The organism is Mobiluncus sp. (genome assembly GCF_985070215.1).
The window spans coordinates 27,182-52,636 of the sequence record NZ_CFKZQR010000011.1 but is presented as its reverse complement, the minus strand read 5'-3'; the positions used below and the strand labels follow the sequence as shown (position 1 = coordinate 52,636).

Sequence of the window (25,455 nt, the reverse complement as noted above, 5' to 3'; positions counted from 1 at the left end):
GCTGTTTAGCGGCCTTACCGCGACCCACCTGCGGCTTCGGGCTGCGCCACCGGCGAATCAAGATGGCGCGCGTAAAGGCATACCAGCCCCGCCACAGCACCCATTTGTTTCCGCAAGTCATCTTCCGGGTAGTCCACGTCCGCCACCGGGTTCGCCACCAAACCCGGCACCGCCACACTGCCCTTCTGATCGTGCAAAGTAGCTATGAGCCGACACAGGCAGGTCAAGGCGTCTACGGTGACCCCGCCGAAAGCCCCGGAATGTACGGCGTGATCCAAAGTCTTGACACTCACGTCTACGCTCAACACGCCGCGCAGACCGGTAGTCAAGGCCGGCTGGTGAACGTCCCAGTTTCCGGAATCCGTCACGATGATGACATCAGCCTGTAGAAATTCCCGATTCTGTTCCAGGAAGGCGGTAAAGGTTGGAGAGCCGACTTCTTCCTCGCCTTCGATAAAAATTTTCACGTTGACGGGCAGTTCGTCATCCCATGCCCGCAGCATCCCCAAGTGAGTCGCCACCCCGGCTCCATCATCGCTGGCACCGCGGCCATAGAGACGTCCGTCGCGCTCCACCGGCTCAAACGGATCCGAATCCCATTTGTCCAGGTCCCCGGTGGGCTGCACGTCATGGTGCGCATAGAGCAGCACCGTGGGAGCACCGGCCGGTCCGGACTTTTCAGCCAAAATTGCGGGGCGAGAAACTAGCCCGGTTTCCGAATCCGTCACGGTCACAATGCGTGCCGTGGCCCCGGCTGCCTCCAGATTCTTCACAATGTATTCCGCGCTGGCTTGCATGTCCGAAGCGTGTTCCGGCAGCGAGGACACCGCAGGAATCCGCACCAAACCTTTTAAGAACTCGACTACATTGTTGAAATCGGCAGTTGCGCGTTCACGCAAGGTTACTTCCTCCACCGCATTTTCCTTTCCCTATTTTCGTTTGCCGGTCGCTTTCCCGGTTTTCCAACATAAAAAATCTGTGGCATGATTTGCCTATCATGAGTCTATTAAAAAAGCAGCAGCCAAGCGAAGCTGAAAACACGGGCGAATCGAAAACCGCCGTCAACCCACGCCAAAAGAAGGGGCCCACCCCTTCGCGCAAACAGCAGGAAGCCCGCAACTACCAGGGACTGCTGGGGGTTGACAAGAAAGTCGCGAAGGAACGGGCGCGCGCGGAATCGCGCCGCCGCTACGAGCGTGAACAGGAAGGTCTGCGCACAGGTCGCGAGGATTTGCTGCCTTACCAGCATCGCGGCCAGGCTCGCCGAATGACCCGAGATTACATCGATTCTCGCTATTCTTTTGCCGAATTTATGATTGTGACGATGCTGGCGCTCATGGCTCTCAGCTTGATTGCTGTGTCTATTCTGAATCGGCACAACTCGGATTTGGCTCAAAAACTCAATACCTGGACTTTGATTGGTTCTTATGCTGTCTTGATTCTGGGCATGCTTGATGCCGGTTTCATCGCGGGACAAGCCCGGCGCAAAGTGGTGAAGCGTCTGGGTGCGGACAATGTGCCGCGCGGACTGCGCTGGTATGCCTTTACGCGCGCCATCTTGATTCGCCGGTGGCGCAGCCCGAAGCCGCAGGTGGGTCGCGGTAAGGCCGCTAAACAGCAGCAAGATTCCTAACGACTGCGTCGGCTTATTGTTAAATCAGCGTAAATTCAGCGTTTGCCATCCGTTAAGAGTCGCGGTCAAGGCCCTATAGCTTATAGACTGGGCATCATGGAAACACGTTATTTAGGCAACTCTGGACTTAAGATTTCTTCGCTGATTCTCGGTAACTGGCTCACCCACGGAGCCCAAATAGAGGACAAATCTGCGGAAAAAACCGTTCGGACCGCCCTTGAGAACGGAATTTTTACATTTGATACCGCCGATGTTTATGCCAATGGCGCTGCTGAAAAAATCTTGGGGCGGGCTTTAAGGGACGTGGATCGTCAAGACTTGGTGCTGATGTCCAAAGTTTACTGGCCGGTTAAGGGCTTTGGGCCAAACGACGCCGGGCTGTCTCGCAAGCATATTTTTGAATCCTGCCATAACTCGTTGAAGCGACTGCGCACGGATTACCTGGATGTCTATCAGGCACATCGTTTCGATTACGAAACCCCGCTGGAAGAAACCATGCTGGCTTTTGCCGACTTGGTGCGGGCCGGAAAAATTCTCTACGTTGGGGTTTCCGAGTGGTATCCCGACCAGATTCGCGATGCGGCACATTTGGCCCGCGAACTGAAGATTCCCCTAATTTCTAACCAGGCTGAATACTCTCTGCTGTGGCGAGTCGTCGAGGACGGGGTCGTCGAGGCTTGCGAACACAACGGTATGGGACACTTGTGCTTCTCTCCCCTGGCACAAGGGGTGTTGACCGGAAAGTACCGTCCGGGGGAAACTCCGAAGGAAAAAACGCGTGCCGCCAGCAAAGTTGGAGGAAAGTTCATGCACCGCTGGATGCAGGACGACCTGCTGGCCGCAGTACAGGGATTGCGCCGGGTAGCGGAAGAAGCCGGTTGCCGCATGAATCAGCTAGCTTTGGCCTGGCTGCTGGCTCGCCCGAATGTTTCCGGCGTCATTATTGGAGCCTCCAAAGCGTCTCAGATTGAGGACAACTTGGGAGCTCTGGACGTGACTATTGACGACCATTTGAACGCTCTCATCGATGATGTGCTGGGTGATTTTGTGGTTCATACGCAGCCCGATGATTGCCACAAGTCTCCGTTGAAGCGTCCCTAGGGGCGTTCCTTTTCTGTCCCGACTAGACTTGTCTCTATGTACAAGTTTGTGTTTCGTCACCTTTTCGTGAAGCTCGACGCCGAATGGGTGCATCGCCGCGCTATCTACTGGCTGGAGTTCTGGGGGCGGTTTAGGTTGGCACGCCAGGCGGCTTCCCGAATAGTCCGCCGTGGCGAACCAACCTTTATCTGGCCTCTCCCCCGCCCAAATTTCGACCCCGACCTTTCGGGTAGAGAATTCCGCACTTATGGCCCTCTGGGCTTGGCGGCGGGCATGGACAAAGAAGCCCGCGCCGTCGCCATGTGGGATGCGCTGGGCTTTGGATTCATGGAAATCGGCACCATCACTCCCCTGCCGCAACCTGGCAACAATCGTCCGCGCTTGTGGCGTATGCCGCAACAGCGAGCGCTACGCAACGCGATGGGCTTCAATAACGAAGGCGCGCGAGTGGCAGCCCGCCGGTTACGGCGCTGGCGAGCCGAATATGGAGAGCGGATCATCATCGGGGCCAATATCGGTAAGAATAAGGTCACTCCCCCCGAAAAAGCCGCGGCGGATTACCGCAAAGTTACGCGAGTATTGGCTGCCCTCGTAGATTTCCTGGTTATCAACGTGTCCTCACCAAACACCCCCGGATTACGGGACCTGCAGGCGGTTTCTTCCCTGCGCCCCATCGTCAAAGCGGTGCAGCGCGAACTGAAACTCCAAGGGCTATCCGAACTGCCCGTATTTGTAAAAATCGCCCCGGATTTGGCTGATGAAGATGTCATTGCCGTAGCACAGCTGGCTATGGATGAGGGCTTAGCTGGAGTGGTGGCGACCAACACGACCATCAAGCACAATTTGGGTGCTGGCGGAGTGTCGGGCGCGCCGTTACGGAGCCGCGCCCTGGAGGTCGTAAAAGTCCTGCGAGCGAACCTGAGCCCTGAGCAAACCATAATCGGGGTCGGCGGCATCTCGACCCCTGACGATGCCCGAGCCATGCTGGCTGCCGGCGCGAACCTCATCGAAGGATTCTCGGCTTTCATTTATGAAGGCCCCGCCTGGCCGGCAAGCCTCAATCGGGAACTGACTCACAGCTAGCTTCTGACCCCGGTCTGAGACGGCCTGCCACCTCGCGTTGAGCCTGACTAATCCCACCAAAAACGCCACAGTTGCCGATTGAGATGCCGATTATAAAAGACGCTGACTTCATCGGGACAGGCATCCTCGCCTAACTCAAACCGCTTCAGACCGGCATAGGCCGCATGCGGATCCTCATCGTCAGGACCGAGCCCCAGCAGATGCGGCGAGACGAAAATGGTATCTATGCTCAAACGCTCATCAAAGCGCTGGGGTCCAATCATGTAGCCGGAAAAGAACGTCTCACCGGGATGCTGAGCCACGAGCTGCAGCAAATCCTCCACCCGCGGAGCGTAGTTTTGCCGCTCGTCCAGCGCGTTGGGCGGTATGACTTTCAACAGTTGGGTGGCTAGCCACGCGTCGCCATCTGAGTACGGCAAATAGTCAACCATTTCCTCCACATCCACATCGGGATATTCACGAGCCATGTCAAACCACATCCAATCCGAATAAGGCAGAGTCAGGGTGGTAACCCCCTCCAGCACCGTCCAGCCCCGAGGTCCATAAATGCCCGGATCCAGCTGAGGATTGCCGATGAGTCCCCGCAGACTTTCCAAAGACATGGTCTTTGCTAAGTTACACCGCTCACAATCGCAGCTAACGTCATGATGTGGTACTTCCTTTGCCCTCCAATTCCGTAGTTCTTGCATAATTTCCAAAGTCGCCATATGTGTTCCTTTCTGTCATTTCCCCCAGGCCCGGTTGGTGCCGCGCCTTCTGGGATTTAGTGTTCTGAAAACCGGGGCGGGTGTCGAGAACAGATTTTCTTACCTGTGGAAAACCCCCATTTCAGCCCCCTTGTGGAAAACTCTGTAAATCTGCTTGTTTTCGGTCTAAAGTTGGGAATTTTGGGGATTAAAAGGCACAATTAAGCGTGCTGATTGACTTGGATTCCCTCACTGCCTACCCGGAGTTTCTCCGTGACTACACCCAGTTAAAAGACGTGAATCTGCGCCGCAGTCTGGAAGCTGAACAGGGACTGTTTATGGCGGAATCCAACGAAGTCATCGGCCGAGCCCTGCGCGCCGGATATACCCCGCGCTCCCTGCTTTTAGCCCCGCATTGGCTGGAGATTATCCGCCCGTTGCTCGCTGCCAGCCCCGCCACCGGATTCGCGGACGATGGCGGTCCCATTCCCGTGTTTGTGGCTCCGGAAGCCCTCCTGGAGCACCTGGTGGGTTTCCATCTGCACCGCGGAGCGATAGCGGCCATGCAGCGCAAACCGGCCCTGGATCCGCGCGAAATCCTGAACAGTTCCTCCCGGGTGTTAATTCTGGAAGATTTGGTGGATCACACGAATGTGGGAGCGGCGGTGCGCAGTGCCGCCGCCTGCGGTTACGACGCCATCATGGTCACACCCTCGTGCGCTGACCCGCTGTATCGCCGGGCGGTACGGGTTTCGATGGGCACGATTTTTCAAGTGCCTTGGACCCGGCTGGAACGCTGGCCCGACCCGGTGTTATTTCACGAGGCTGGTTTTGAACTGGTCGCACTGGCGTTGCGCGAAGACTCCCAAGACCTGCGAGATTATGCGGCGGAACTGGCTGGCGACCCGACTCGAAAGGTGGCTTTCATTGCGGGAGCTGAACGGGACGGGTTAAAACCGCGAACCATTGATCGAGCCGATAAAGTGGTGCGCATTGCGATGGCTCACGGGGTCGATTCGCTCAACGTGGCAGGAGCCATCGCTATCGCCTGCTGGGCGACCGCCGCGATACCGCCCGTAAGCGGTTCCTCACCCACCGAAACTTATGAACTTTAGGCCAGCAACCGCCGCAGCCAGCCCAAAGTGTCCTCGGGACCGCTCACCGCTTGACACGGTACCCCGGTCGCCAACACCGGGTAATCATTGCCCCGTTCGTCGAGGCGATCCCCCAAAAACACCAGGTTCAGCGGTGCGTATCCGGTCGATTCCAGCAGGGAGCGGATGCCATAGGCTTTATCCACTCCACGAGCTGTGACGTCCACCGAAGTGGCACCGCCGCTGCGCACCTCCAACTGGGGCAACTGCGTTTCCAGCGCCCTCACTAATGCGGTTTTCTTGGAGCCATCGGGGTCCCAGGCTCGTTTTGCGGCGAGCGGAGCGTGCTGTCCCAAGGCGGAAAATGTCACCTGGGTGCCACGATCCTCGATGATGTTGCCCCATGGCGAGGCCGCCCACAAGCCGAGTTCACGAGCAGTCGCTTCGATAATTTCAACAGTCTGTTGCCGCAGGTCCGCCGCCAGGTCCCGGCGGTAGACACGCACCAGTTTGTCCGGGTCGCTTCCCGGTTCCATCCGGTAGTACTGGGTGCCGCAGGTGGGCAGCATATGCAGTGTGTGCTTTGGGGCCGGCTGGTCGGCGAGTCGGGAAAGAACTTGGGATTGGAACTGAGAGAGCTGGCCGCCAGAAATAATGGCCGCTTCATACCTGTTCAAGAGTTTGGCCAGGACGGCCGCCATTTCGGTGTCAAGCGGCATTTTTGAGGGTGCCAGCGTGTCGTCCAGGTCGAAAGCAACCAGACGCAGGGCTTCAGAGGGGGTAAATTGCAAACTCACTGGACAATCCTGAAAGGTGGCTAGACCGTAAACCGAGCCATTCGCTCGTCTAGGGTCAAGACGGCGTCTTGCACCACGCTCATATGTTCTTGGAACTGCTCGGATTGAGTGTGGGCACTTTGCGAGTGGGACGCTAAGGATTGCGAATGGGTGAACAGTTCATTAGAAAACGAACGCACCTCATCGATGCCGGTATTAGCTTTGGACAGGGCGGTTTCTTGACGGTTCACGTCCTGGTTGACGGCCTGTTGAGAGGCGCTCAATGCCTCTAGCTGGGTCAACAGGAATTCGATGCGCTGTTCCCCGGCGTCCGCTTGGGTCTGCAGTTGGGCGACCTGGCTGATGACCTCACCAGTGGTTTCGGCAGTTTGCGAAGCCAAATCTTTAGCCTGGTTGGCGACCACGGCAAAACCGCGCCCGGCTTCCGCACTGCGGGCGGCCTCAATGGTGGCGTTCAGTGCCAGCATATTGGTTTGCTCCGAGATAACAGAAATATCCGTCATCAAAGCCATAATCTTTTCCACCGAGGTTTTCAGCTCGGTTACCGCGGTGTTCAGATCGCGTGCCGCCGCGATACCATCGGAACGCAAAATTTCATTGCTGGAGGCAATTTCTGACAAATGCGCGATGTCCCCCGCCACCGCGATACCGTTGTCTGTCAAAGTTTGCGCCGTTTGTCCCAGTTGCGTCCCGGTTTCAGCCAGTCGATTGCTGCTTTCTAGGACCCGGTCGTTGCCCGTTTTGACGATTTCGGCCTGGCTACCGGCAACCGCGGCAAAATTCCGCAGTCCGTCCACCCCGCTGCGCAGATTGACCACCAGGGAGGATAGGGAAACCATCGCTTCATTGACTGTCTGCGACAAATCTGCGATTTCATCTTTGGTATAGATTTGGGCACGCTTCGTAAAATTGCCCGCTGCGGAATCTGCCAGGGTCAGGGACACGGCTTTCACCGAGCGGCGGATTCGAGCTCGCATGGTAAAACCAATGACCGTTCCCAGGATTGCCAAAATCACTATCAAAATGACCTGGATGATGATTTGGGTGAAAATTTCGCGTTGTTGGACCTGGGGTTGGTCTCCCAGAGAAAGGATTCGATTCAACCCCACCAGCAGCAACACCACTGAAAGCGCGGAGAATCCAAAGCTCAAGTAGGCAGTGAGCCGGAACTGCCCGGCGATGGAGACCAGCTTTCTGTTCATGACTGTTCCTCCGATTCCCCCAGCTCTCGCAGATTCAGTTCACCCGCGTCCTCAACCATCTGGAGGTTGTGAATCATAGCGCGGGTGGTAGAAATAATTTCCTCCACCTTGTCAGATTCCGAGTCAGTGTTTTGCAGGCTGGTTTGAGACTGGGCGGCGGCCTCGGTGATAGTCTCGATTTCCTCGCTCAGGGCGCGAGACTGGTCGAGAGCTCCCGCGCAGGCCGCCTCCATCGAGGCCACTACCGCGGCCTGGTCAGCCACAGCTTGGGCGGAAACTTGCTGCGAGTCATTAATCTGGTTCAATTTTTCGGTAACGTCTGCAGTCACCCCCACAGCCCGGTCACAGCGTTCCTGGATTTCTGCAGAAGCCTCCGTCACCGCCGCCGCTGCGGTGCTGGTTTGGACCGCAAGTTCTTTTATCTGGCCGGCGACGACCGCGAAACCCGCCCCGATTTCCCCGGCTTTCGCCGATTCAATGGTGGCGTTCAAAGCTAACAGACTGGTTCGTTCCGCGATTTGAGCAATCTGATCCACAGAAACAGAAATGTCTTGACTGTGGGATTGAAATTTTTGAATAATCTGAGAGAGTTCAGCCAAGTCCTCCACTTCGCTGTATCCAATGGTTAGGGCTTCCTCAGTGTGGCGGGCAATGTCACTGCGGGAGGAGGAAATCTCGGCAGCAGCAGCGGCCAGTTGTGCTGCCGACTTGGCGAGCATCCGGGCTTGTGGCGTCACCGTGTCGACTTCCTGGCCGACCTTGCCACCGGCCTCTCCCAAGGCATCTACCGCACCGTTCAATCCGGTTTGTTCCTCAGAAACCTGATGGTACACGCTGCGAGTTTCATTCATCAGCTGGCTGAGCGCCAAACGAGTTTCATTCATGACCCGCGCCAAATCGGACAGCTCGTCATTGGTCACTCCCCGCGCCGCAACCGTAAAATCTCCCGCCGCTATCGCTTGGGCACTGCGCCGCACCGAGCTGGCCGCATCGGTAATGGAACGGGAAATGAATCTGATGAGTAACCATGCCCCGGTGGCTCCGGCAGCTACCACAACAATCAGCACCCCAACCACCACAGTAAGGTTCACACTGAGCGCACCTTGGGTACTGCTGCCAACCCTCCTCAGCAGGCGAAACAGGACCACCAGAGAGACTAAAAATATCAGCCCCGGAGTTAGCAACACGGCAACCCCACTGACCAGGTTTTTCGCCAAAAGGTTAAACCTGATTCCTCGCAAACGCAGTTCAGTTGGGTTATCGGACATATGTTAATTTTTACCAGAATTCCCGGAATTGTTTAGGAAAGCCACGAGGTTTTCCGCGGTTTTCAGGCCAAAACCAGGGACTTGGGCAATCTCGGAGGCACTGGCCTCACGTAAACGCTTGACCGACCCGAAATGTTTCAGCAACGCCTTTTGCCGGGCGGGACCGACTCCTGGGGCAGCATCCAGAATCGAACGGGTCATAGCTTGGGAACGTTTCTTACGATGCGCACTGATGGCAAAACGGTGGGATTCGTCACGCAAATATTGCAGTAGGTACAGAGCTGCGGAGGTTCGCGGGAAGATGACCGGAAAGTCATCGTCTACCCGCCAGACTTCCTCCAATCGCTTTGCCAGTCCAACGACAGGAATATCCCACACCCCTACCTCATCCATCGCCGCCCGAGCAGCATGAACCTGGGGCAGTGCTCCATCCACCACGACCAAATCGGGACGGTAGGAAAACCGCCGCGGTTCTTTTTCCGTTCCCAAGGGGGATATAGCGCCAGATTGTGCCGTCTGGGGGGAAGGATTCGTCGTTTCGACAAGCTCCGTGCCGCTCGCCGAGGCTAGCGCATCGGTTCCGGGCAGTCCCGCGCCCGGGCTGTTTTCCTCTTGAATGAGGCGTTCAAAGCGCCTGCGCAGCACCTCATTCATGGCGGTTGTATCGTCGGGGGTACCCGTGCCGTCAGCGCCCCGGATTGAAAACTTCCGGTAAGCGTCTTTGCGGGGGGCGCCGTCCTCAAACACCACCATGGAACCCATCTGAAAGGTTCCTTGCGTGTGAGAAATGTCGTAACACTCAATCCGTAGCGGTGGATCAATGTCGAGCAGGCGTCCCAGCTCATTCAAGGCCAGGTTTCGCTGGGTCAAATCCCGGGCTCGCCGAGTCTTGTACAAGCGCAACCCCTCCACCGCGTTGAGCTGCACCCGGGACAGGGCTTCGCGTTTCGCTCCCCGTTGCGGCACCCGAATACTCACCTGAGACCCTCGCAACGCGCTCAACCAGCGCTGCAGCACGCCCACATCGGTCGGGGAAACGGAAACCAGAATCTCCTTGGGAATGACGGAAGTATCGAAATGCGCCGTATCGTTGGCGGAACTGGGACCGACCCGCCGCGGCCGCGCAGCGCTCCCCTCACGAGCGAGGTCTGCCGCCGCTTCTCCATAAATTTGTTCCAAAGCCCGTGCCATCAGGGAGGCTTCGTCAAGGTCCTCTTCCCGCGCGCTCACCCAGCCGCGCTGCCCGCGAATCCGCCCCGCACGTACATAAAACACCTGCACGGAAACCTGGAGTTCATCGGCCTCAAGGGCGAACAAATCCGCGTCCGTGTCATCGCTGAGCACCGCAGCGTTTTTTTCCAAAACCTTACGCAACGCCTCCAGCTGATCCCGTTTCCGGGCCGCGTCCTCAAAGCGATAAGCCTGGGCATCGTCCCACATGGCAGTCTCGATTTCGCGCAAGAACCCGGCATCACGCCCGCTCATGAAGTCGCAGACTTTCTCGGCCAGTTCACGGTGCTGTGCAGCGCTGACGCGGCCGATACACGGCGCGGCGCATCGTCCGATATAACCCAGCAAACATGCCCGATTAGCTGCTTGAGCCTGGGCAAACACTCCGTCAGAGCAGGTCCGCACCGGAAATACAGTTTGCAACAGCTCCAGGGTTTGACGAATCGCCCACACCGCCGTGTAGGGCCCGAAATAACGCACCCCGTGTTGGTGAGCGGTGCGTAGCACTCCCATACGCGGATATTCCTGGTTCATCGTCACCGCGAAGTACGGGTAGGACTTATCGTCCTTAAACATCACGTTGAACTTGGGGTCGTGTTCTTTAATCCAGGTGTATTCCAAGGTCAGAGCTTCGACCTCGGAACCGACCACTACCCAGGATACCGAAGCGGCGCTGGCGACCATTTTCGCAGTGCGCGGGTGCAGACGCGCGGGGTCGACGAAGTAAGACGTGAGCCGATTACGCAGATTTTTGGCTTTACCCACATAGATAACCCGGTCGCGGCCGTCACGCCACCGGTACACCCCCGGTTGCGTGGGAATCTCGGAGGCTTTGGGAAAGTCTGGGACTTTCATGGAAACCTCATGTCGCCGCGAACGGGGTTGCTCGGGTCTGGGCTCAGAGTCAAGGCGGTGCCACCGGCGATATTCATGAGTCCAACACTTCGGAATTCAACCCAGATTCGGTGTCGGGGATTCCCAGCTCCTCTGCCCGTTTATCAGCCATGGCCAACAGGCGGCGGATTCGGCCCGCCACTGCGTCTTTCGTCAGCTGCGGTTCACTGAGCTGACCGAGTTCTTCCAGTGAAGCCTGCTTGTATTCCAGACGCAAACGCCCCGCGGAAATAAGGTGCGGAGGAATGTCGTCCCCCAGGATTTCAAAAGCCCGGCGCACGCGTGCCCCCGCCAACACGGCGGCCCGGGTGGACCGGCGCATATTGGCATCATCAAAATTTGCCAACCGGTTGACTTCCCCACGCTTTTCACGCTTTTCACGCTTATCTGCCCACTCACGCAAGGCCGCGTCCGCGCCCATCTGAGTCAGTAAAGCCCTAATTGAGTCGTTTTCCCGCACGGCTACCCGAGATAGTTGACGCACCTCGCGTGACTTGGCGTTCGCCCCCATCCGTCGAGCCATACCTACCAAGGCGAGGGCCGCCTCGGGGCCGGGCGCCGTCACTTCCAGCGCTGAGGACCGGGTTGGTTCCGTCAGCGAACCACGGGCCAGGAAGGCTCCCCGCCATGCGGCGACGCAGCCGGATAGGGGCCCGGACACGATTTCCGGGGCCAACCCCCGCACTGGGCGACCCTGTTTGTCCAACAGCCCGGTTTCTTTTGCCAGTTTCTCTGCCCCGGACACCACTCGCACCACGTAGCGATCCGCTTTTCGGATTCCGGTTCCACTGACCACCACCACGGAGGAGTTCGTGTGGTACAGATTCAGCAAAGCCTGCTGTAGCCGTTTCGCACTATTGGCGTGATCCAGTTCCGCTTCCACCACTATGGAGCCAGCCACCAGGTGGATTCCCCCCGCAAACCGCAGCAACGCAGATATTTCAGCGCGAAAATCAGCTCGCGACTCGACGCGAACCCCCGCGAGTTCATCTTTCGCGACAGCCGTCAGGGACATAGTTTAACTTCCTCCTGGTTGTGAGAACCGGCATGGTTGAGAGCCGGTCAGTGAGTCCAATCACTATTCTAACTAATGATTGTCGAGCTCTTCGATACTGGACAAATCTCCCCAGTTTCCGCTCATGGCATCTCTGAATGCGGCTGCCAATCGCAAGAAGTCATGACGAGCGGTGCCGTCCCCGACCGAAATTTGGCGCAACATGACCTGACAACCCAGTTCGTTAGCGGCATTTTGCAAGTCATCGATGTCCGTCACCGAAACAGGATCACCAATCACCACTGAGAGCCGCAGCTCGGGGACAATTTGATGTAAAACCCGCAAATGATCGGGAAGGGTCAGGTCTTGCGTCTCTCCGCGTTGGCGGCTGAGATTCAGCACCAGGGCTTTCCGTGCCGGCGAGTGCACCAACGCTTCCCGCAAGTCCGCAATCAGCAGATGGGGCATCACCGAGGTGTACCAGGAACCCGGACCCAGCACGACCCAATCCGCACTTGCGACCGCCTGCAGAACCTGCGGGGTAACCGGCGCGTCAGGAGGGTCCAGACGAATTCCCCGCACCACCCCCGGCGCTTTCGCAATCTTGGATTGTCCGCGTATCGTTTGGATCCGCCCGTCCACTTCTAAGTCAGCTTCGATAGCCATGGGGACGGTAGACATCGGCAACACTCGGCCTTGCGCATCCAACAACCGAGTCATCCATTCCAGACCCGCGACCGGGTCATCGAGAATCTGCCACAAACCAGCCAGCAATAGGTTGCCCAGGTTGTGTCCGTTCATCTCCCCGTTTGATTTAAACCGAAACTGCAGAATATCGCGCCAGGTCAGACCCCAATCGGATTCATCGCACAAGGCCGCCAGCGCCATGCGTAAGTCCCCTGGAGGTAGAAGGTCAAACTCTTGACGTAAACGTCCGCTGGAACCTCCGTCGTCGGCCACGGTGACGACTGCCGTGAGATCCGTGGTGAGGTGGCGCAAAGCCGAAAGCGTAGCGTACAGCCCGTGCCCCCCGCCAAAAGCCACCACCTTCGGGCCGTTCGCGCGTCCGGGCCACACGGAATCTTGGGGAGGCTGAAAATAATGTCCCTGTACATTCATACCTAGCTCACCCCCGAGTCATTCCTTACCGATATCACGATGCACGGTGCGTACCTGAAAACCTTTAGAGCGCAGCAGGTTGGACAGGCGTTCTGCCATCGCCACCGAACGATGCTGCCCCCCGGTACACCCCACGGCAATCGTCACAAACGGCTTTAACTCGTGCAGGTAACCGTTGAGCACCGGCGCCAAAGTGTCAACATAATGCTGAGCAAACTCGCTGGCTCCGGGCTGACTCAAGACGTATTTCGCCACCGCTTCATCCCGACCGGTCAGGTGCCGCAGCTCCGTCACCCAGTAGGGATTGGGGAAAAATCTCACATCCACCACGTGATCGGCGTCCATGGGCAAACCGTATTTAAACCCGAAACTCATCACTGTCACGTTCAATCCATTGACGGTTTCCCCGGACACGAGTTCACGAATTCGCCGGGCTAGGTCGTGAACATTCATGTGGGTCGTGTCCACGTAGATATTGGCGCGGTCGCGGATAGGCCCGAGCAGTTCCCGTTCCGAGGCAATTCCGTCCATAATCCGACCTTCACCCTGCAAGGGGTGGGGGCGGCGCACCTGTTCGTAGCGGCGCACCAGCACTGCGTCAGAACAGTCAAGGAACAAAACTTGCAGGTCGACCTGGGCTTCCCGCAAAGCATCCAGGGTGGACATGAATTCCGAAAAGAAACTGCGCGAACGCACATCAACCACCACGGCCAGACGGTGCACGCCCTCCCCGCCGGGAGTCATCATGCGTGCCAAAGGACCGAGCATCCGAGGAGGAAGATTGTCCACCACATACCAGTTCAAGTCCTCCAAGACCTGAGCGGTTTGGCTGCGTCCGGCCCCGCTCATGCCGGTAATAATCAGCATCTGGGCACGTTCAGTGACATCGCGCACGGACTGGGCATCCAGCTCGGGAATACCCGATGGCACAGTAGGGGTGGGGTCTTCACTCATGTTTCCAGCTTATCGAGTTGTCGAGGGAAGTTCAGGCTTTGCAGATACCCAAATCTAAAGCTCTTCCGCCGCGTCCAGCCATTGCTCCTCAAGTTGTTCGACCTGACGGCGGGCAGTTTGCAACTCTTTGGCCAAATCCGCGAGTTTTTCATAATCGGCAGGATCCGTGTCAGCCAGCTGTGATTCGATTTGGGCCACCTGCGCGGTGGCTTTGGCAATCTTACGTTCCAGGGATTGCAGACGTTTTTGGGTTTCGTAGTCGGCTTTGGAACCGGTTCTTCCGTTCTCAAGGTTCCCCCGGGGAGCTAACGGCTCATCAGACTTCGGTCGGCTAGCTGGCCGCGCCTGTTCGGCCAATTCCAAGTATTCGTCCACCCCTCCGGGAAGGTGGCGCAACCCATGGTCAATGACGGCGTACTGGTTATCGGTAATCCGTTCGATGAGGTAGCGATCGTGGGAGACAACCAGCAACGTGCCCGGCCACGCATCCAACACGTCTTCCAAAGCGGTCAAGGTATCGGTATCAATATCGTTGGTGGGCTCGTCCAGAATCATCACATTCGGTTCTTCCAGCAGTAGCAACAAAATCTGCAGACGCCGTTTCTGTCCCCCGCTCAGCGCCCCGACCTTGGCTTGCAGCTGAGAGGAGTTAAACCCCAAACGTTCCAACATCTGAGCGGGGCTCAGTTCCTTACCTTCCACCTCAAAAGAGCCCTTGAGCTTACCTAGCACCTGATAGACACGGTAATCCGCAATCTCGCGCAGCGCCCGAAACTCCTGATCCAAGATACCAATCTGAACCGTCTTGCCTTCGCGACGCCGCCCCCGAGTCGGGGTGAGATCCCCCGCCAGCAAACCGAGTAGGGTCGACTTCCCGGCCCCGTTAGCCCCCAAGATTCCGGCGCGCTCCCCCGGCGCTACCCGCCAGGTCACATCGCGTAAAACTGGATGGGAATCGTCTGGCCCATCGTAGGAAAAGTCCACGTCCACCAGATCCACAACGATTTTCCCAAGCCTTCCGGTGGCCAGTTTCACCAGCTGCACCGTGTCGCGTACCGGCGGAACATCCTCGATGAGCGCATTGGCAGCATCGATGCGAAACTTCGGTTTGGAAGTTCGGGCCGGGGCTCCGCGCCGCAGCCAGGCTAACTCTTTGCGTAACAGATTTTGGCGCTTCTCGGCGGCGAGAGCGGCCTGCCGGTCACGTTCCACGCGAGCCAAAATATAGGCCGCGTATCCCCCTTCAAAGGGTTCCACCATCCCGTCGTGAACTTCCCAAGTGTCGCGCGACACCGCGTCAAGAAACCACCGGTCGTGCGTCACCAGCAGCAGAGCGCCCTCCCGCGCGGACCAGCGGCGATTGAGGTGACGCGCCAGCCACGCTACCCCTTCCATATCCAGGTGGTTTGTGGGCTCGTCCAGTCCGACGACGTCCCAATCACCAATCAGGAGTTTCGCGAGGGCGAGGCGTCGGCGCTGTCCCCCGCTCAGCACCTCTACCGGCGATTCCCACGCGATGGCGGGCAACAGCCCATCCAGCACTTCGCGAATCCGCGGGTCGCTGAGAACTTCGTGGTGTTTAGAACCTGACAGCAGCACCGTCTCCACCGTGTCGGAGCCGCTCAGAGCGTCCTCCTGCCCCAGCAAGGCGACTCGTAGCCCGTTGCGTCGGGTCACGAGCCCGGAATGCGGCTGTTGAGTTCCGAACAGTACCCGCAGCAGCGTTGATTTGCCGTCTCCGTTGCGACCTACAATCCCGATACGATCCCCGGCAGAAACCCCAACCGTGACGTCATCGAGCAGGAGCTTGTCTGGGTACTCCACGCGCAGGTTTTGCCCGCCCAGAAGGTTACCCAAAACGCCTCACTCCAATAACTGCCGGCAGACCCCCGGCAAACCGGGCGAGCTGCGAAAAAATCCGGGAACTACCCTTGTGAAACCACAATATCGGCGTCCACGGAATCCGTATTGATGACCCCAGTGGAGGTGGCCCGGCGATGGCGGCGGCGCGGCGCGGCGCTATCCGCGGAGCCGTTGGCACTGGTGATTTCCAGGCGTTTTTGTGCCCCGTCCAGAGCGTGTTTCTCGCTGGTTTTGTCCAGGGAAGGCTTTTCACTAGCTTTGTCCAAGGAGGGCTTTTCCGGAGGTGTTGTCAGCAGTTTCGGTTCCTTGATTCGCGACGAGTGCGATTGCTCGGGTGCGGGCTCGTGCTCCTCGGAGGCGTGAGCGGCGGTAGCGATTGCCGCCATAGTCTGACGCACTTCCGGATTCGTTTCTTTCACGGATTTGGCGCGAGACCGGGCACGTTTCGAGCTGGCTCCAGACGAGGATCCGCGCCGGGGGGCGGGATGAGACACCACGTCTTCCGGGGCTTGCCCGTTGTTCTCAACCGGCACATCGTGGACGATGAAGCCGCGTCCGTCACAGCATTCACACTGGGTCGAAAAGGCTTCTACCAGTCCCTGCCCGACTCGTTTGCGAGTCATCTGAACCAAACCGAGGGAGGTCACTTCGGTGACCTGGTGACGAGTCCGGTCACGTCCCAGACATTCCACCAAGCGCCGCAGCACCAAATCCCGGTTCGACTCGATAACCATGTCCACAAAGTCGATGACGACAATGCCGCCAATGTCGCGCAGCCGCAGCTGACGCACGATTTCTTCGGCTGCTTCCAAGTTGTTCTTGGTAACGGTTTCTTCCAGGGTTCCCCCCGCACCAATGTAACGCCCGGTATTGACGTCAATAACCGTCATCGCTTCGGTCCGGTCAATAATCAGGTAACCGCCGCTGGGCAGCCACACTTTACGTTCGAAACCTTTCGCAAGCTGTTCATCGATGCGGTGGGCGGCAAAAATGTCGTCCTCGCCTTCCCAATGCTTCAGGCGGTCCTTTAACTCCGGAGACAAATCGCGCACGTATTTAGAAATGGTCTTCCAAGCGTTGTCACCCTGAATAGTCAGAGAGCGGAAGTCCTCATTAAATATGTCACGCACGACTCGCACTGCCAGTTCCGGTTCCCCGTGCAGCAGGACCGGTCCATTGCGGGTCTTGCGTTGTTTTGTCTCGATTTCTTGCCAAATTCGAGTGAGGCGTTCCACATCAGCGCGCAACTGTTCTTCCGTAGCCCCCTCAGCGGCGGTCCGTACGATGACTCCGTAACCGGCCGGAATCATCGTTTTCAGCAGAGCCTTGAGACGTTTGCGTTCTTCCTCGGGCAGCTTGCGTGAAATTCCGGTCATCGCCCCGCTGGGCACCAACACCAGGTGACGGCCCGCCAGAGTGATTTGAGATGTCAAACGGGCGCCTTTATGTCCAATTGGATCCTTTGTGACCTGCACTAAAACCAGGTCGCCGGGGTTGAGTGCGTCCTCGATACGCCCGGTTTTGGCATTCAGACCGGCAGCGTCCCAGTTCACTTCTCCGGCATAGAGAACGGCGTTGCGTCCCTTGCCGATGTCCACGAAAGCTGCCTCCATCGAGGACAGCACGTTTTGCACCTTGCCCAGGTAGATATTACCCACGGCTGTCTCTTGGGTGTGCCGCGAAACGTAATGCTCGACCAGCAACCCATCCTCGAGAACGGCAATCTGATTCAAACCGTCACGCTCACGCACGACCATCTCTCGTTTCACGTTCTCTCGACGCGCCAGGAATTCTGCTTCCGTAATCGGGGTTCGTTTACGACTTTCCTTACGCCCCGCCTTACGACGAATCCGTTTCGCTTCCAGCCGCGTGGAACCGTCCAGTGTCTTGACTCCCTCGCCTTCCCCGCCATCGGAACGAGTCCGACGCCGCCGCCGGCGTGTCGTGCTGTTTTCGTCCTCTGAAGTCGTGTCTTTCTCGGCGGCGGGCGCGTTCCCACTTTCAGACTCATCGTGCGCCGAGGTTTTTTTACGGCTGGAGGTCTTCGAATTGGTCCGGGAGCTCGATGTCGACTCGTTCTTAACAGAAGAGGACTTCTTTCGGCTGTGGCTTTCTGGCTCAGTCTCGGCGGCAGAGCTGGCCTGATTAGAACGGTTATTACGAGTCCGTTTTTCTTCAGCTGGTGCTGCCGGCGCAAAGCTGGACAAGTCCGGAGCCTGGAACAGCAAGCTGGCAGCGGGCAGAGACACCCCCGCGCTCGGCGCACTGGCGGCGGACGGCGCTTCTGAAGCCGAGAAAGTCGGACTGGCGTCCTTTACCTTCCTTGAAGAGGCATTGACTTTTTGAAAAGTCTGGTCTTTCGTATCTTTGGTCGCGGAGGCCCGAGTACGAGTTCGGGCCGTACCGGAATTACGCGAAGTTTTTCTAGTAGCCGCATTTGTTTCGGATTCTGTTGTCTTATTCACTTTAAAGCTCCTGCAAGAGACCGGCTAGCAACCTGCCGGTCTATTTAGTTGTCAGTCATCACCAAATGGTGGAAAGTCTATGAGAGATAAGGGATAAACCGGGCTAATGAAACCGTGAGACCGGGCTCACAAAGGATTCCGAGTTGCCGACTTGGGCTGCTCAAGACATCCCTATCTCCGCTCAACATCCTATCGCACAGTCGGATTTTTACCCAGAAAAAACTTCCGATGAGGTGCGAAATGTACATGTTGGTAAAATTTTAGGGTAGATTTAGGGAGTGGCTCAGGTTCACTTGGCGATTACGCTGTGTGACCACGAAGTAAATCTGGTCCTAAATGCAATTTCTATAAATCTACGGAAAGGCGGAAAAGGTGACCGTCGTCTCAATGGGGCTTGAAGGCCTCGACTTGGCGCGGTGGCAGTTCGGTATTACAACCGTCTACCACTTTATCCTGGTTCCGTTCACCATCGGCATGTCCTTGCTGGTAGCACTGATGGAAACATTGTGGTACCGCACCGGCAAGGAATACTGGCTGAAGGCGACACGGTTCTTTGGAAGGCTGTTTATTGTTAACTTTGCCTTGGGCGTTGCAACCGGTATCGTGCAGGAATTCCAATTCGGCATGGGCTGGTCCGAGTACTCCCGCTTCGTCGGTGATATCTTCGGCGCTCCTCTGGCTTTTGAAGCTCTGCTCTCATTCTTCATGGAGTCCACGTTCCTCGGGGTGTGGATCTTCGGTTGGGGCAAGATCTCCAAGAAAGCTCACGTTGTTGTGTCTTGGCTGGTAATGGCCGGCGTCAACACCTCTATGTTGTGGATTATCGGCGCTAACTCCTGGATGCAGCGCCCGGTTGGTGCGGTCTTTGACCCGGCTACCGGTCGCGCTACCTTGAACGGCGCTACCGCGTTCTTCCAAGTTGTTACCAACTCCACCATGTGGCTCGCGGTGTTCCACGTGGTAACTTCTTCTATCTTGCTGGCCTCCACCATCGTGGCCGGCATTTCTCTGTGGTGGATGGTTCGCGCCGCCAACGCTGGCGGTATTGGTGACACCGAAGCCCGCGAAGTCTGGCGTCCGATTGCCCGCTGGGGCATGACCATCATGCTGGTTGCTGGCGTTTTGACCATTGCTTCGGGCCACTTGCAGGGTCAACACTTGGTTTACTACCAGCCAGCTAAGATGGCTGCCGCGGAAGGTCTGTGCGCTGGCGAATCCGGCGCCCTGGCTCTGGTAGCCTTCTCGGACTGCCCGCAAGACATCCAAAAGAACGATGACGGCACCTGGCCGTTGACCGAAGTCGGTGTCGGCAAGGTTCCGGGTCTGCTCGGTTTTGTCGCGCACAATTCGTTCTCCCGTTCCATCGCCGGTATGGCTGACTCCTCCGAGCGCACCCAGACCATGCTAGAGAACGCCGCGGACAAGTACGGCGACAAGGCTCCGAATATCGACACCGCTAACACTTCTGGGATTAAGGGCGAAACCGGCGTTTACAGCTGGGCTCCTTATTCACCGTCCGTCCTGCTGGTGTTCTGGTCCTTCCGCTTGATGATGGGCCTGGGTCTGTTCTGTGCAGCCTTGGCACTGGTAGGTCTGTACCAGACTCGCGGCGGCAAGGTTTCGACCTCTAAGGGTCTGAAGCGTCTCGCCCTGATTACGCTGCCGATGCCGTTCCTGTCTGCGTCCTTCGGCTGGATCATGACCGAGTTCGGTCGTCAGCCGTTCATCGTGTACCCGAACCAGGATGCTTTCGGTTCTGACCTTGCGGTCAAGACCGATGCTGCCGGCGTGTTCATGCTGACTGGCGACGGCTTGTCTGGCGTAGTCAATCCGCTTGAGTTCTTGATTTCGTTGATTCTGTTCACCTTGGTTTACTTGGTGCTCGGTATCATCTGGTTCAAGCTCATGGTCCGTTACTCCAAAGAGGGCATCAATACCCCGGCCTCCGATGGTGGCCCGAACGCTGCCTCTCAAGAGTTGTCGTTCGCTTACTAAGGAGGAATTCAGACAATGACTTTTCTGCAAATCCTTTGGTTTATCCTCGTAGCGGTTCTGTGGGCTGGCTATCTCGTCCTGGAAGGCTACGGCTTGGGTACAGGCATGTTGCTGCGTATCATCGGTAAAACCGATGACGAACGCGGTCAGATGGTTCGCGCCATTGGTCCGCACTGGGACGGCAACGAAGTGTGGCTACTCACCGCTGGTGGCGCGACCTTCGCTTCTTCTCCCGAGTGGTACGCCGTGATGTTCTCCGGTATGTACATCGCTCTGTTCCTGGTCCTGCTGTGCTTGATTGGCCGTATCGCGGCTATCGAATGGCGCAACAAGGTTGACACGCTGAAGTGGCGTGGCACCTGGGACACCATCCAAACCATCTCGGCTTGGTTGGTTCCGATTCTGCTGGGTGTAGCCTTCGGTAACCTGGTGGCTGGCATGAAGATTATCGTGGCCGATCCCAAGACCCCGTTCGTCGAGGTCGGTCCCGAGAACGTCGACATCGCCAATGCCGGTATGTCTCAGATTCACTCCTTCGTTGGTCTGGGCGAATTCCCCTTCAGCCAGCTGCTGAGCTTGCTGATTGGCGGTTCCGGCTTCGCGATTCTCGGCGGTCTGGTGATTGCCTCCCTGTCCTTGGTCCAAGGCGCCAACTTCTTGGCTCTTAAGACCGACGGAGCTGTTCAGGAACGCGCGGTCGCGATTGCCCCGAAGTTGGGTCTTATCTCGACCGTCCTGACCGCAGTCTTTGCGGTGTGGGGCACCTTCGCCTTCAAGGGCGCTGGTTTCCTCTTCGCGCTGATCTTCCTGGTTATCGCGGCACTCTGCCTCATCGTCAGCCTGCTCTTCGCGTTCAAGGGTGCTTCGGCAAAGGCTTTCACTTTCAATTCCATCGCCATTGCTATGGCTGTGGCTTGGGTGTTTGCCATGCTCTTCCCCAACGTGATGAAGTCCTCGATTGATCCGGCTTATTCGCTGACTATCGCTCAGTCCTCGGCTTCCGCCGGAACCCAGATTGTGATGACCGTAGCGGCCATCATCCTGGTTCCGATCGTATTGGGTTACACCATCTGGTCTGTCTACATGTTCCGCGCTCGTATCAGCGTGGCTCCTGCAGGCGGCTTGGAGCCCGATAAGATTCGCGAAGGCGCGAACTTCCTGGTTGGCTAAATAAAGCGACGACGGTCTGAAACCGTTACGGGCGGGTCACTACGGTGGCCCGCCCGCACCAGTTTAACCGGGGTTTCGCCCTTCCCGCGTTGTGGAGATTTTCTCTGAAATGTGGAAAGCTGAGGGGGTGAAACCCATGGACCCCCGACTGCTGAAATACGCTAAAACTGCACGCGGATACATCATCTTTATCACTGTTTTTGGTTTTTTCTCGGCAGTTTTCATCATCGCTCAAGACTGGCTCATCTCGAAGGCCGCGACCCCGGTCATCATGGAACACCAGCCCTTGTCTTTCATCCTTCCCACCCTCGGCGTGTTGGTTTTGGTCCTGTTGGGTAGGGGCTTGTCCCTGCTGATTCGGCAGTGGTTTGCACACCGGGCAGCAACGGGAGCCATCAAAGAAATCCGGGAAAAAGTTTTGGCCCACGCCACCAAACTCGGCCCTCGCTGGCAAACCCAGCACGGTCAAGACACCGTAACCACGGTTGTGCGCGCCTTGAAAGACCTCGACGCTTACTTCGTCTTTTTCCTGCCCCAACTTCTGCTCTCGGCAACAGTCACTCCCCTGACCCTGTTGGTGATTTTTTACCTGGACTGGATCAGCGCCCTCTTCGTGCTAGCCACTATTCCACTCATCCCCCTGTTCATGATTCTCATCGGGATTTTGACCCAGGAATACTCCGACAAACGCCTAGCTTCCATGAAACGCATGGGCGGTCAACTGGTGGACCTCCTGGCCGGCCTAGCAACCCTGAAATCCTTGGGACGCGAGCAAGACCCCGCCAAGCAGGTGAAACGAGTCGGCTACGAATACTCCCGTTCCACCATGCAAACGTTGCGCGTCGCGTTCATGAGCGGCGGCGCCCTGGAATTCCTGACCACCCTGTGCGTGGCGCTGGTTGCGGTAGAAGTCGGGATTCGCCTGCTGAATAACCAACTCGACCTGTTCACCGGACTGTTGGTCATTATGCTGACTCCAGAGGTCTTTAGCCCGCTGCGCGAAGTCGGCAAACAATTCCACGCTTCCTCCGACGGGGTCACCGCCGCGGAAGCCGCCTTTGCCATCCTTGAGGAACCGCTGCCGAAAACCGGGAACCTCCCGGCTCCTGACCTCACGAAAGCCACTATCCAGTTGCGTGACGTAGGCGTGAAGGCTCGTGGTATGTGGGCCCCCGCCAGTCTCACAGCCAGCCTCGAACCAGGAAAAATTTACGCCCTGACCGGCGCCAGCGGTTCCGGAAAAACGACCACGGCCATGAGCCTTCTGGGGCTGCAAACCGTGGACCAGGGAGAGCTAACGGTGAGCGGACCTGGGGGCGACGTGCCGCTACACGACATCGACCCGGCCTCGTGGTGGGAACAATGCGCCTGGGTTCCCCAAAATCCCGCCATCCTGCCCGGAACAGTGCTGGAAAACTTGGGCGAATCCGGAGAGAAACCCAGCCCCGCCCTGGTGGAAGCCAGCCGCATCACTCACTTCGATACGGTGGTGCAGGGGCTGCCAGACGGTTGGGTGACTCAAATCGGCGCCGGGGGTTTGGGCCTGTCGGTCGGTCAGCGGCAACGCTTGGCGCTGACCCGCACCCTGACCCAAAAGGCACAGTTTATCGTGCTGGACGAGCCGACCGCGCACCTGGATGCAAACTTGGAAACCCAGGTTATTGCAGGGATTAAAGCCCTGAAAGCCCAAGGGAAAACGGTGGTTGTCATCGCCCACCGCCAAGCCGTGCTAAATGTCGCCGATGTATCCATTCCGGTCGACACCAGGATTTTCACAGCTGCCGAGGCAGAACAGGAAGCCCGGGCGGCAGCCGAAGCGAAACCAAAGCCACGGGAACGCAAACGTAAACCGGATGGACGTGAGGATTTACCCCCGCTCATTTTGAACCTGGATTTTGCTGATAACGAGGTGCGCGCATGAGTAGCGACAAGTCAACTTTCCCCGTCGAGCTTATGGAATCAGCTGCGGGATTCTCCGGTTCCACCATGAAAAACACCGCGTTTATTTCTCGCGAAGAGCTACGTAACCTGCGTCTGACCTACCGCATGATGCGCCTGAATCGCACCAATATGGCGCTGGCTATCCTCCTGGGTGTCTCGACGTTAGCCTGCGCCATCGGGCTATCGGTGGTGGCGGCATGGCTCATTGCCCGTGCCGCTCAGATTGACGCCCTGTGGATGGACTTGGCAGTTGCGGCCGTAGCCGTGCGTTTCTTCGGAATTGGCCGGGCGCTGTTTCGCTATCTGGAGCGCCTAGCGTCTCACAAGGTCGCCCTGTTGGGGGTTGCCGATTTGCGTCACACGGTTTACCGTATTCTGGCAGGTCGTCCCACAAAAAACATCGCGGCCTTGCGGCGCGGGGAAATCCTGGCCCGTACGGGCGGCGATGTCGATTCGGTCGGAGACTTTGTGGTGAAGTCCGTCCTGCCCGGAATGGTTACGGCCATCACCGCTATCGCCACCGTTATTCTGTTCTGGTTCCTGGCTCCCCTGGCGGCACTCACGCTGCTGATCTGCCTGCTGATGGCGGGAGTGGTAGGGCCTTTGCTGACGATTCGTTCCGCCCGCATCGCTGAGTTGGCTTCGCAACAGGCCCAGATTGAGCTGACCGCCAGCGCCCAAAACCTGATGATGAATGCCAGCGAACTGGCGGTTTCCGGACGTTTGCAGGCCGCGCAAGACCACCTGAACCAGGTCGAACAAGTCATTCAACGCCTGAAAGACAAGGCCGCCCGTCCCTCTGCCATCGCCGCCTTTATTGACAATATTTCGATGGGGGCAGCAGTCCTGTGCGGTTTCCTAATCGGCACTCCCCTGGTTGTTAGCGGCCAGCTGTGGGACGTGAACCTGGCGATTTTGGTGCTGGCCCCCCTGGCAGCTTTTGAAGGGACCTCCCAACTAGCTGCCGCCGCGGTACAGCTGGTGTCCTCCGGTGCCGCCGCCACCCGGCTGGTGGATTTGATGGGTGGAGCTGACTACGTCGAAGCCGCCCTGAAGCAGATTTACGCAGCAGACGCCGCCCCGGACAGCAATGCGGTCCCGAAAGCGGCAGTCAACGTGGAGGGACGCAGCGCGGAAATCCCCTCGACGACCGAAGTTGAGGCTCTCCTCGTGGCCAAAGACCTGGAGATTGGGTGGCCCGGCGGACCGATTATTGCCAGTGGGATTGATTTGGAGCTGTGCCCCGGCAAGGCTCTGGCGATCGTGGGTCGTTCTGGAATCGGCAAATCCACGCTGCTTTACACCCTGGCAGGTTTGATTCCGCCGCGGGGCGGTAGCCTGACGTTGGGAGGAATCGACATCACCGCGCTGCCGCGCCCCACCTTGAGTGAAAAAATCGTCATGACCGCGGAGGACGCCCATATTTTCGCCACCACCGCCCTTGAGAACATTCGGGTTGCACGAGCCAATGTGGGGAGCGTGGAGGCGGAAAAGCTGCTGCAAGAGGCGGGAATGGGGCCGTGGCTCCAGGCCGCCCCGGACGGCCTGAATACCCAGCTCGGCATGGACGGGGCCGCGTTGAGCGGCGGAGAACGCCGACGCATCCTGTTAGCGCGAGCTTTAGCAACCCCGGCACAGCTCCTCGCCCTGGACGAACCCGGCGAGCACCTGGACGGAGCTCTGGCCGACCAACTCGTGTCTGACCTGCTGGCTACCGGTAAGAGCGGGGAACGCGGCGTGCTGCTGGTCACGCATCGGCTCAGCGCCTTGGACGGTGCCGACGAAGTCATAGTTCTTGGTAAGCTGGATAGCGAAAACGAGGAGGGCGTGACCCATATAACCGCTCGCGGAACGCACGCCAGTTTGGTTGAAACCAACCCCACCTACCGTTGGAACCTAGAACAGGAGAAGAGCTACGTCTGAGCGAGTCAGCCCCAAGGTCAATAAATATTTGGGGGAAAGCCAC

19 protein-coding genes and 1 pseudogene are annotated in these 25,455 nt (G+C 57.9%); 8 read left to right on the top strand and 12 right to left on the bottom strand.

The window, feature by feature from the left end; all coding sequences use genetic code 11:
* Both AC5LBQ_RS03865 and AC5LBQ_RS03860 read right to left on the bottom strand, forming a co-directional pair.
* The coding region (locus AC5LBQ_RS03865) for a DUF3043 domain-containing protein (RefSeq protein ID WP_493264685.1) at positions 1-121 on the bottom strand (121 nt) is incomplete at its 3' end.
* A gap of 19 nt (positions 122-140) precedes the next feature.
* Positions 141-914 (bottom strand): annotated as a pseudogene (locus tag AC5LBQ_RS03860) (M20/M25/M40 family metallo-hydrolase); the annotation flags it as partial.
* An 83-nt stretch (positions 915-997) separates the two neighbouring features.
* Between AC5LBQ_RS03860 and AC5LBQ_RS03855 the strand changes: the two are divergent.
* The 3 genes from AC5LBQ_RS03855 to AC5LBQ_RS03845 all read left to right on the top strand — a co-directional run bounded on the left by AC5LBQ_RS03855 (position 998) and on the right by AC5LBQ_RS03845 (position 3,817).
* Positions 998-1,633, top strand: coding sequence for a DUF3043 domain-containing protein (locus AC5LBQ_RS03855; RefSeq protein WP_493264681.1), 636 nt, complete (start codon positions 998-1,000; stop codon positions 1,631-1,633).
* A 96-nt stretch (positions 1,634-1,729) separates the two neighbouring features.
* On the top strand, positions 1,730-2,734 hold the full coding sequence (locus AC5LBQ_RS03850) for an aldo/keto reductase family protein (protein ID WP_493264680.1): 1,005 nt from the start codon (positions 1,730-1,732) through the stop codon (positions 2,732-2,734).
* 36 nt (positions 2,735-2,770) lie between these two features.
* Positions 2,771-3,817 (top strand): quinone-dependent dihydroorotate dehydrogenase, encoded by a 1,047-nt coding sequence (locus tag AC5LBQ_RS03845; RefSeq protein WP_307741695.1) that lies wholly within the window; start codon positions 2,771-2,773, stop codon positions 3,815-3,817.
* A 47-nt stretch (positions 3,818-3,864) separates the two neighbouring features.
* Here AC5LBQ_RS03845 and AC5LBQ_RS03840 read toward each other — a convergent pair whose 3' ends face one another.
* Positions 3,865-4,419: a hypothetical protein gene (locus AC5LBQ_RS03840; protein ID WP_307741696.1), complete on the bottom strand. Its 555-nt coding sequence runs from the start codon at positions 4,417-4,419 to the stop codon at positions 3,865-3,867.
* Between the two features lie 311 nt (positions 4,420-4,730).
* On the opposite strand from AC5LBQ_RS03840, the gene AC5LBQ_RS03835 reads away from it, so the two are divergent.
* Complete coding sequence (locus AC5LBQ_RS03835; RefSeq protein WP_307741697.1) at positions 4,731-5,618, top strand: TrmH family RNA methyltransferase; 888 nt, start codon at positions 4,731-4,733, stop codon at positions 5,616-5,618.
* Here the strand turns inward: AC5LBQ_RS03835 and AC5LBQ_RS03830 are convergent.
* From AC5LBQ_RS03830 to AC5LBQ_RS03790, 9 genes are all read right to left on the bottom strand, one after another.
* Positions 5,615-6,394, bottom strand: coding sequence for an HAD-IIB family hydrolase (locus AC5LBQ_RS03830; protein ID WP_307741698.1), 780 nt, complete (start codon positions 6,392-6,394; stop codon positions 5,615-5,617). The two genes, AC5LBQ_RS03835 and AC5LBQ_RS03830, sit on opposite strands and share 4 nt — an antisense overlap.
* A 20-nt stretch (positions 6,395-6,414) precedes the next feature.
* Positions 6,415-7,596, bottom strand: a complete 1,182-nt coding sequence (locus AC5LBQ_RS03825) for a methyl-accepting chemotaxis protein (protein WP_307741699.1) — start codon at positions 7,594-7,596, stop codon at positions 6,415-6,417.
* Positions 7,593-8,864 (bottom strand): methyl-accepting chemotaxis protein, encoded by a 1,272-nt coding sequence (locus AC5LBQ_RS03820; protein WP_493264679.1) that lies wholly within the window; start codon positions 8,862-8,864, stop codon positions 7,593-7,595. The genes AC5LBQ_RS03825 and AC5LBQ_RS03820 overlap by 4 nt, the downstream gene beginning before the upstream one ends.
* Before the next feature lie 3 nt (positions 8,865-8,867).
* Positions 8,868-10,949, bottom strand: coding sequence for an excinuclease ABC subunit UvrC (gene uvrC / locus AC5LBQ_RS03815; protein WP_493264678.1), 2,082 nt, complete (start codon positions 10,947-10,949; stop codon positions 8,868-8,870).
* 73 nt (positions 10,950-11,022) lie between these two features.
* Positions 11,023-12,003: a DNA-binding protein WhiA gene (gene whiA / locus AC5LBQ_RS03810; RefSeq protein WP_295027551.1), complete on the bottom strand. Its 981-nt coding sequence runs from the start codon at positions 12,001-12,003 to the stop codon at positions 11,023-11,025.
* Positions 12,004-12,075: 72 nt separating this feature from the next.
* Positions 12,076-13,101 (bottom strand): gluconeogenesis factor YvcK family protein, encoded by a 1,026-nt coding sequence (locus AC5LBQ_RS03805; RefSeq protein ID WP_297346967.1) that lies wholly within the window; start codon positions 13,099-13,101, stop codon positions 12,076-12,078.
* 18 nt (positions 13,102-13,119) lie between these two features.
* Positions 13,120-14,055 (bottom strand): RNase adapter RapZ, encoded by a 936-nt coding sequence (gene rapZ, locus AC5LBQ_RS03800; RefSeq protein WP_282921698.1) that lies wholly within the window; start codon positions 14,053-14,055, stop codon positions 13,120-13,122.
* A gap of 54 nt (positions 14,056-14,109) precedes the next feature.
* Positions 14,110-15,912 (bottom strand): ABC-F family ATP-binding cassette domain-containing protein, encoded by a 1,803-nt coding sequence (locus AC5LBQ_RS03795; protein WP_493264677.1) that lies wholly within the window; start codon positions 15,910-15,912, stop codon positions 14,110-14,112.
* 68 nt (positions 15,913-15,980) lie between these two features.
* The gene (locus tag AC5LBQ_RS03790) at positions 15,981-17,783 is read right to left on the bottom strand and encodes an Rne/Rng family ribonuclease (protein ID WP_493264684.1); all 1,803 of its coding nucleotides are present in this window, start codon (positions 17,781-17,783) and stop codon (positions 15,981-15,983) included.
* Between the two features lie 987 nt (positions 17,784-18,770).
* Between AC5LBQ_RS03790 and AC5LBQ_RS03785 the strand changes: the two genes are divergently transcribed.
* From AC5LBQ_RS03785 to cydC, 4 genes are all read left to right on the top strand, one after another.
* Positions 18,771-20,378 (top strand): cytochrome ubiquinol oxidase subunit I, encoded by a 1,608-nt coding sequence (locus AC5LBQ_RS03785; protein WP_493264683.1) that lies wholly within the window; start codon positions 18,771-18,773, stop codon positions 20,376-20,378.
* 15 nt (positions 20,379-20,393) lie between these two features.
* Positions 20,394-21,548 (top strand): cytochrome d ubiquinol oxidase subunit II, encoded by a 1,155-nt coding sequence (gene cydB / locus AC5LBQ_RS03780; protein WP_298634259.1) that lies wholly within the window; start codon positions 20,394-20,396, stop codon positions 21,546-21,548.
* A 136-nt stretch (positions 21,549-21,684) separates the two neighbouring features.
* Positions 21,685-23,469 carry a thiol reductant ABC exporter subunit CydD gene (cydD, locus tag AC5LBQ_RS03775; RefSeq protein ID WP_493264682.1) on the top strand — a complete coding sequence of 595 codons (1,785 nt, stop codon included), beginning with the start codon at positions 21,685-21,687 and terminating at the stop codon, positions 23,467-23,469.
* Positions 23,466-25,412 carry a thiol reductant ABC exporter subunit CydC gene (cydC, locus tag AC5LBQ_RS03770; RefSeq protein WP_493264676.1) on the top strand — a complete coding sequence of 649 codons (1,947 nt, stop codon included), beginning with the start codon at positions 23,466-23,468 and terminating at the stop codon, positions 25,410-25,412. Before cydD ends, cydC begins: the two co-directional genes overlap by 4 nt.
* Positions 25,413-25,455: the final 43 nt, after the last annotated feature.

Coding starts and splice junctions, on each gene's coding strand:
- cydC (WP_493264676.1), top strand. CDS start 23,466: ATGAGTAGCGACAAGTCAACTTTCCCCGTCGAGCTTATGGAATCAGCT.
- uvrC (WP_493264678.1), bottom strand. CDS start 10,949: ATGAAAGTCCCAGACTTTCCCAAAGCCTCCGAGATTCCCACGCAACCG.
- AC5LBQ_RS03845 (WP_307741695.1), top strand. CDS start 2,771: ATGTACAAGTTTGTGTTTCGTCACCTTTTCGTGAAGCTCGACGCCGAA.
- AC5LBQ_RS03820 (WP_493264679.1), bottom strand. CDS start 8,864: ATGTCCGATAACCCAACTGAACTGCGTTTGCGAGGAATCAGGTTTAAC.
- AC5LBQ_RS03805 (WP_297346967.1), bottom strand. CDS start 13,101: ATGAATGTACAGGGACATTATTTTCAGCCTCCCCAAGATTCCGTGTGG.
- AC5LBQ_RS03825 (WP_307741699.1), bottom strand. CDS start 7,596: ATGAACAGAAAGCTGGTCTCCATCGCCGGGCAGTTCCGGCTCACTGCC.
- cydD (WP_493264682.1), top strand. CDS start 21,685: ATGGACCCCCGACTGCTGAAATACGCTAAAACTGCACGCGGATACATC.
- whiA (WP_295027551.1), bottom strand. CDS start 12,003: ATGTCCCTGACGGCTGTCGCGAAAGATGAACTCGCGGGGGTTCGCGTC.
- cydB (WP_298634259.1), top strand. CDS start 20,394: ATGACTTTTCTGCAAATCCTTTGGTTTATCCTCGTAGCGGTTCTGTGG.
- AC5LBQ_RS03840 (WP_307741696.1), bottom strand. CDS start 4,419: ATGTCTTTGGAAAGTCTGCGGGGACTCATCGGCAATCCTCAGCTGGAT.
- AC5LBQ_RS03785 (WP_493264683.1), top strand. CDS start 18,771: ATGGGGCTTGAAGGCCTCGACTTGGCGCGGTGGCAGTTCGGTATTACA.
- rapZ (WP_282921698.1), bottom strand. CDS start 14,055: ATGAGTGAAGACCCCACCCCTACTGTGCCATCGGGTATTCCCGAGCTG.
- AC5LBQ_RS03850 (WP_493264680.1), top strand. CDS start 1,730: ATGGAAACACGTTATTTAGGCAACTCTGGACTTAAGATTTCTTCGCTG.
- AC5LBQ_RS03855 (WP_493264681.1), top strand. CDS start 998: ATGAGTCTATTAAAAAAGCAGCAGCCAAGCGAAGCTGAAAACACGGGC.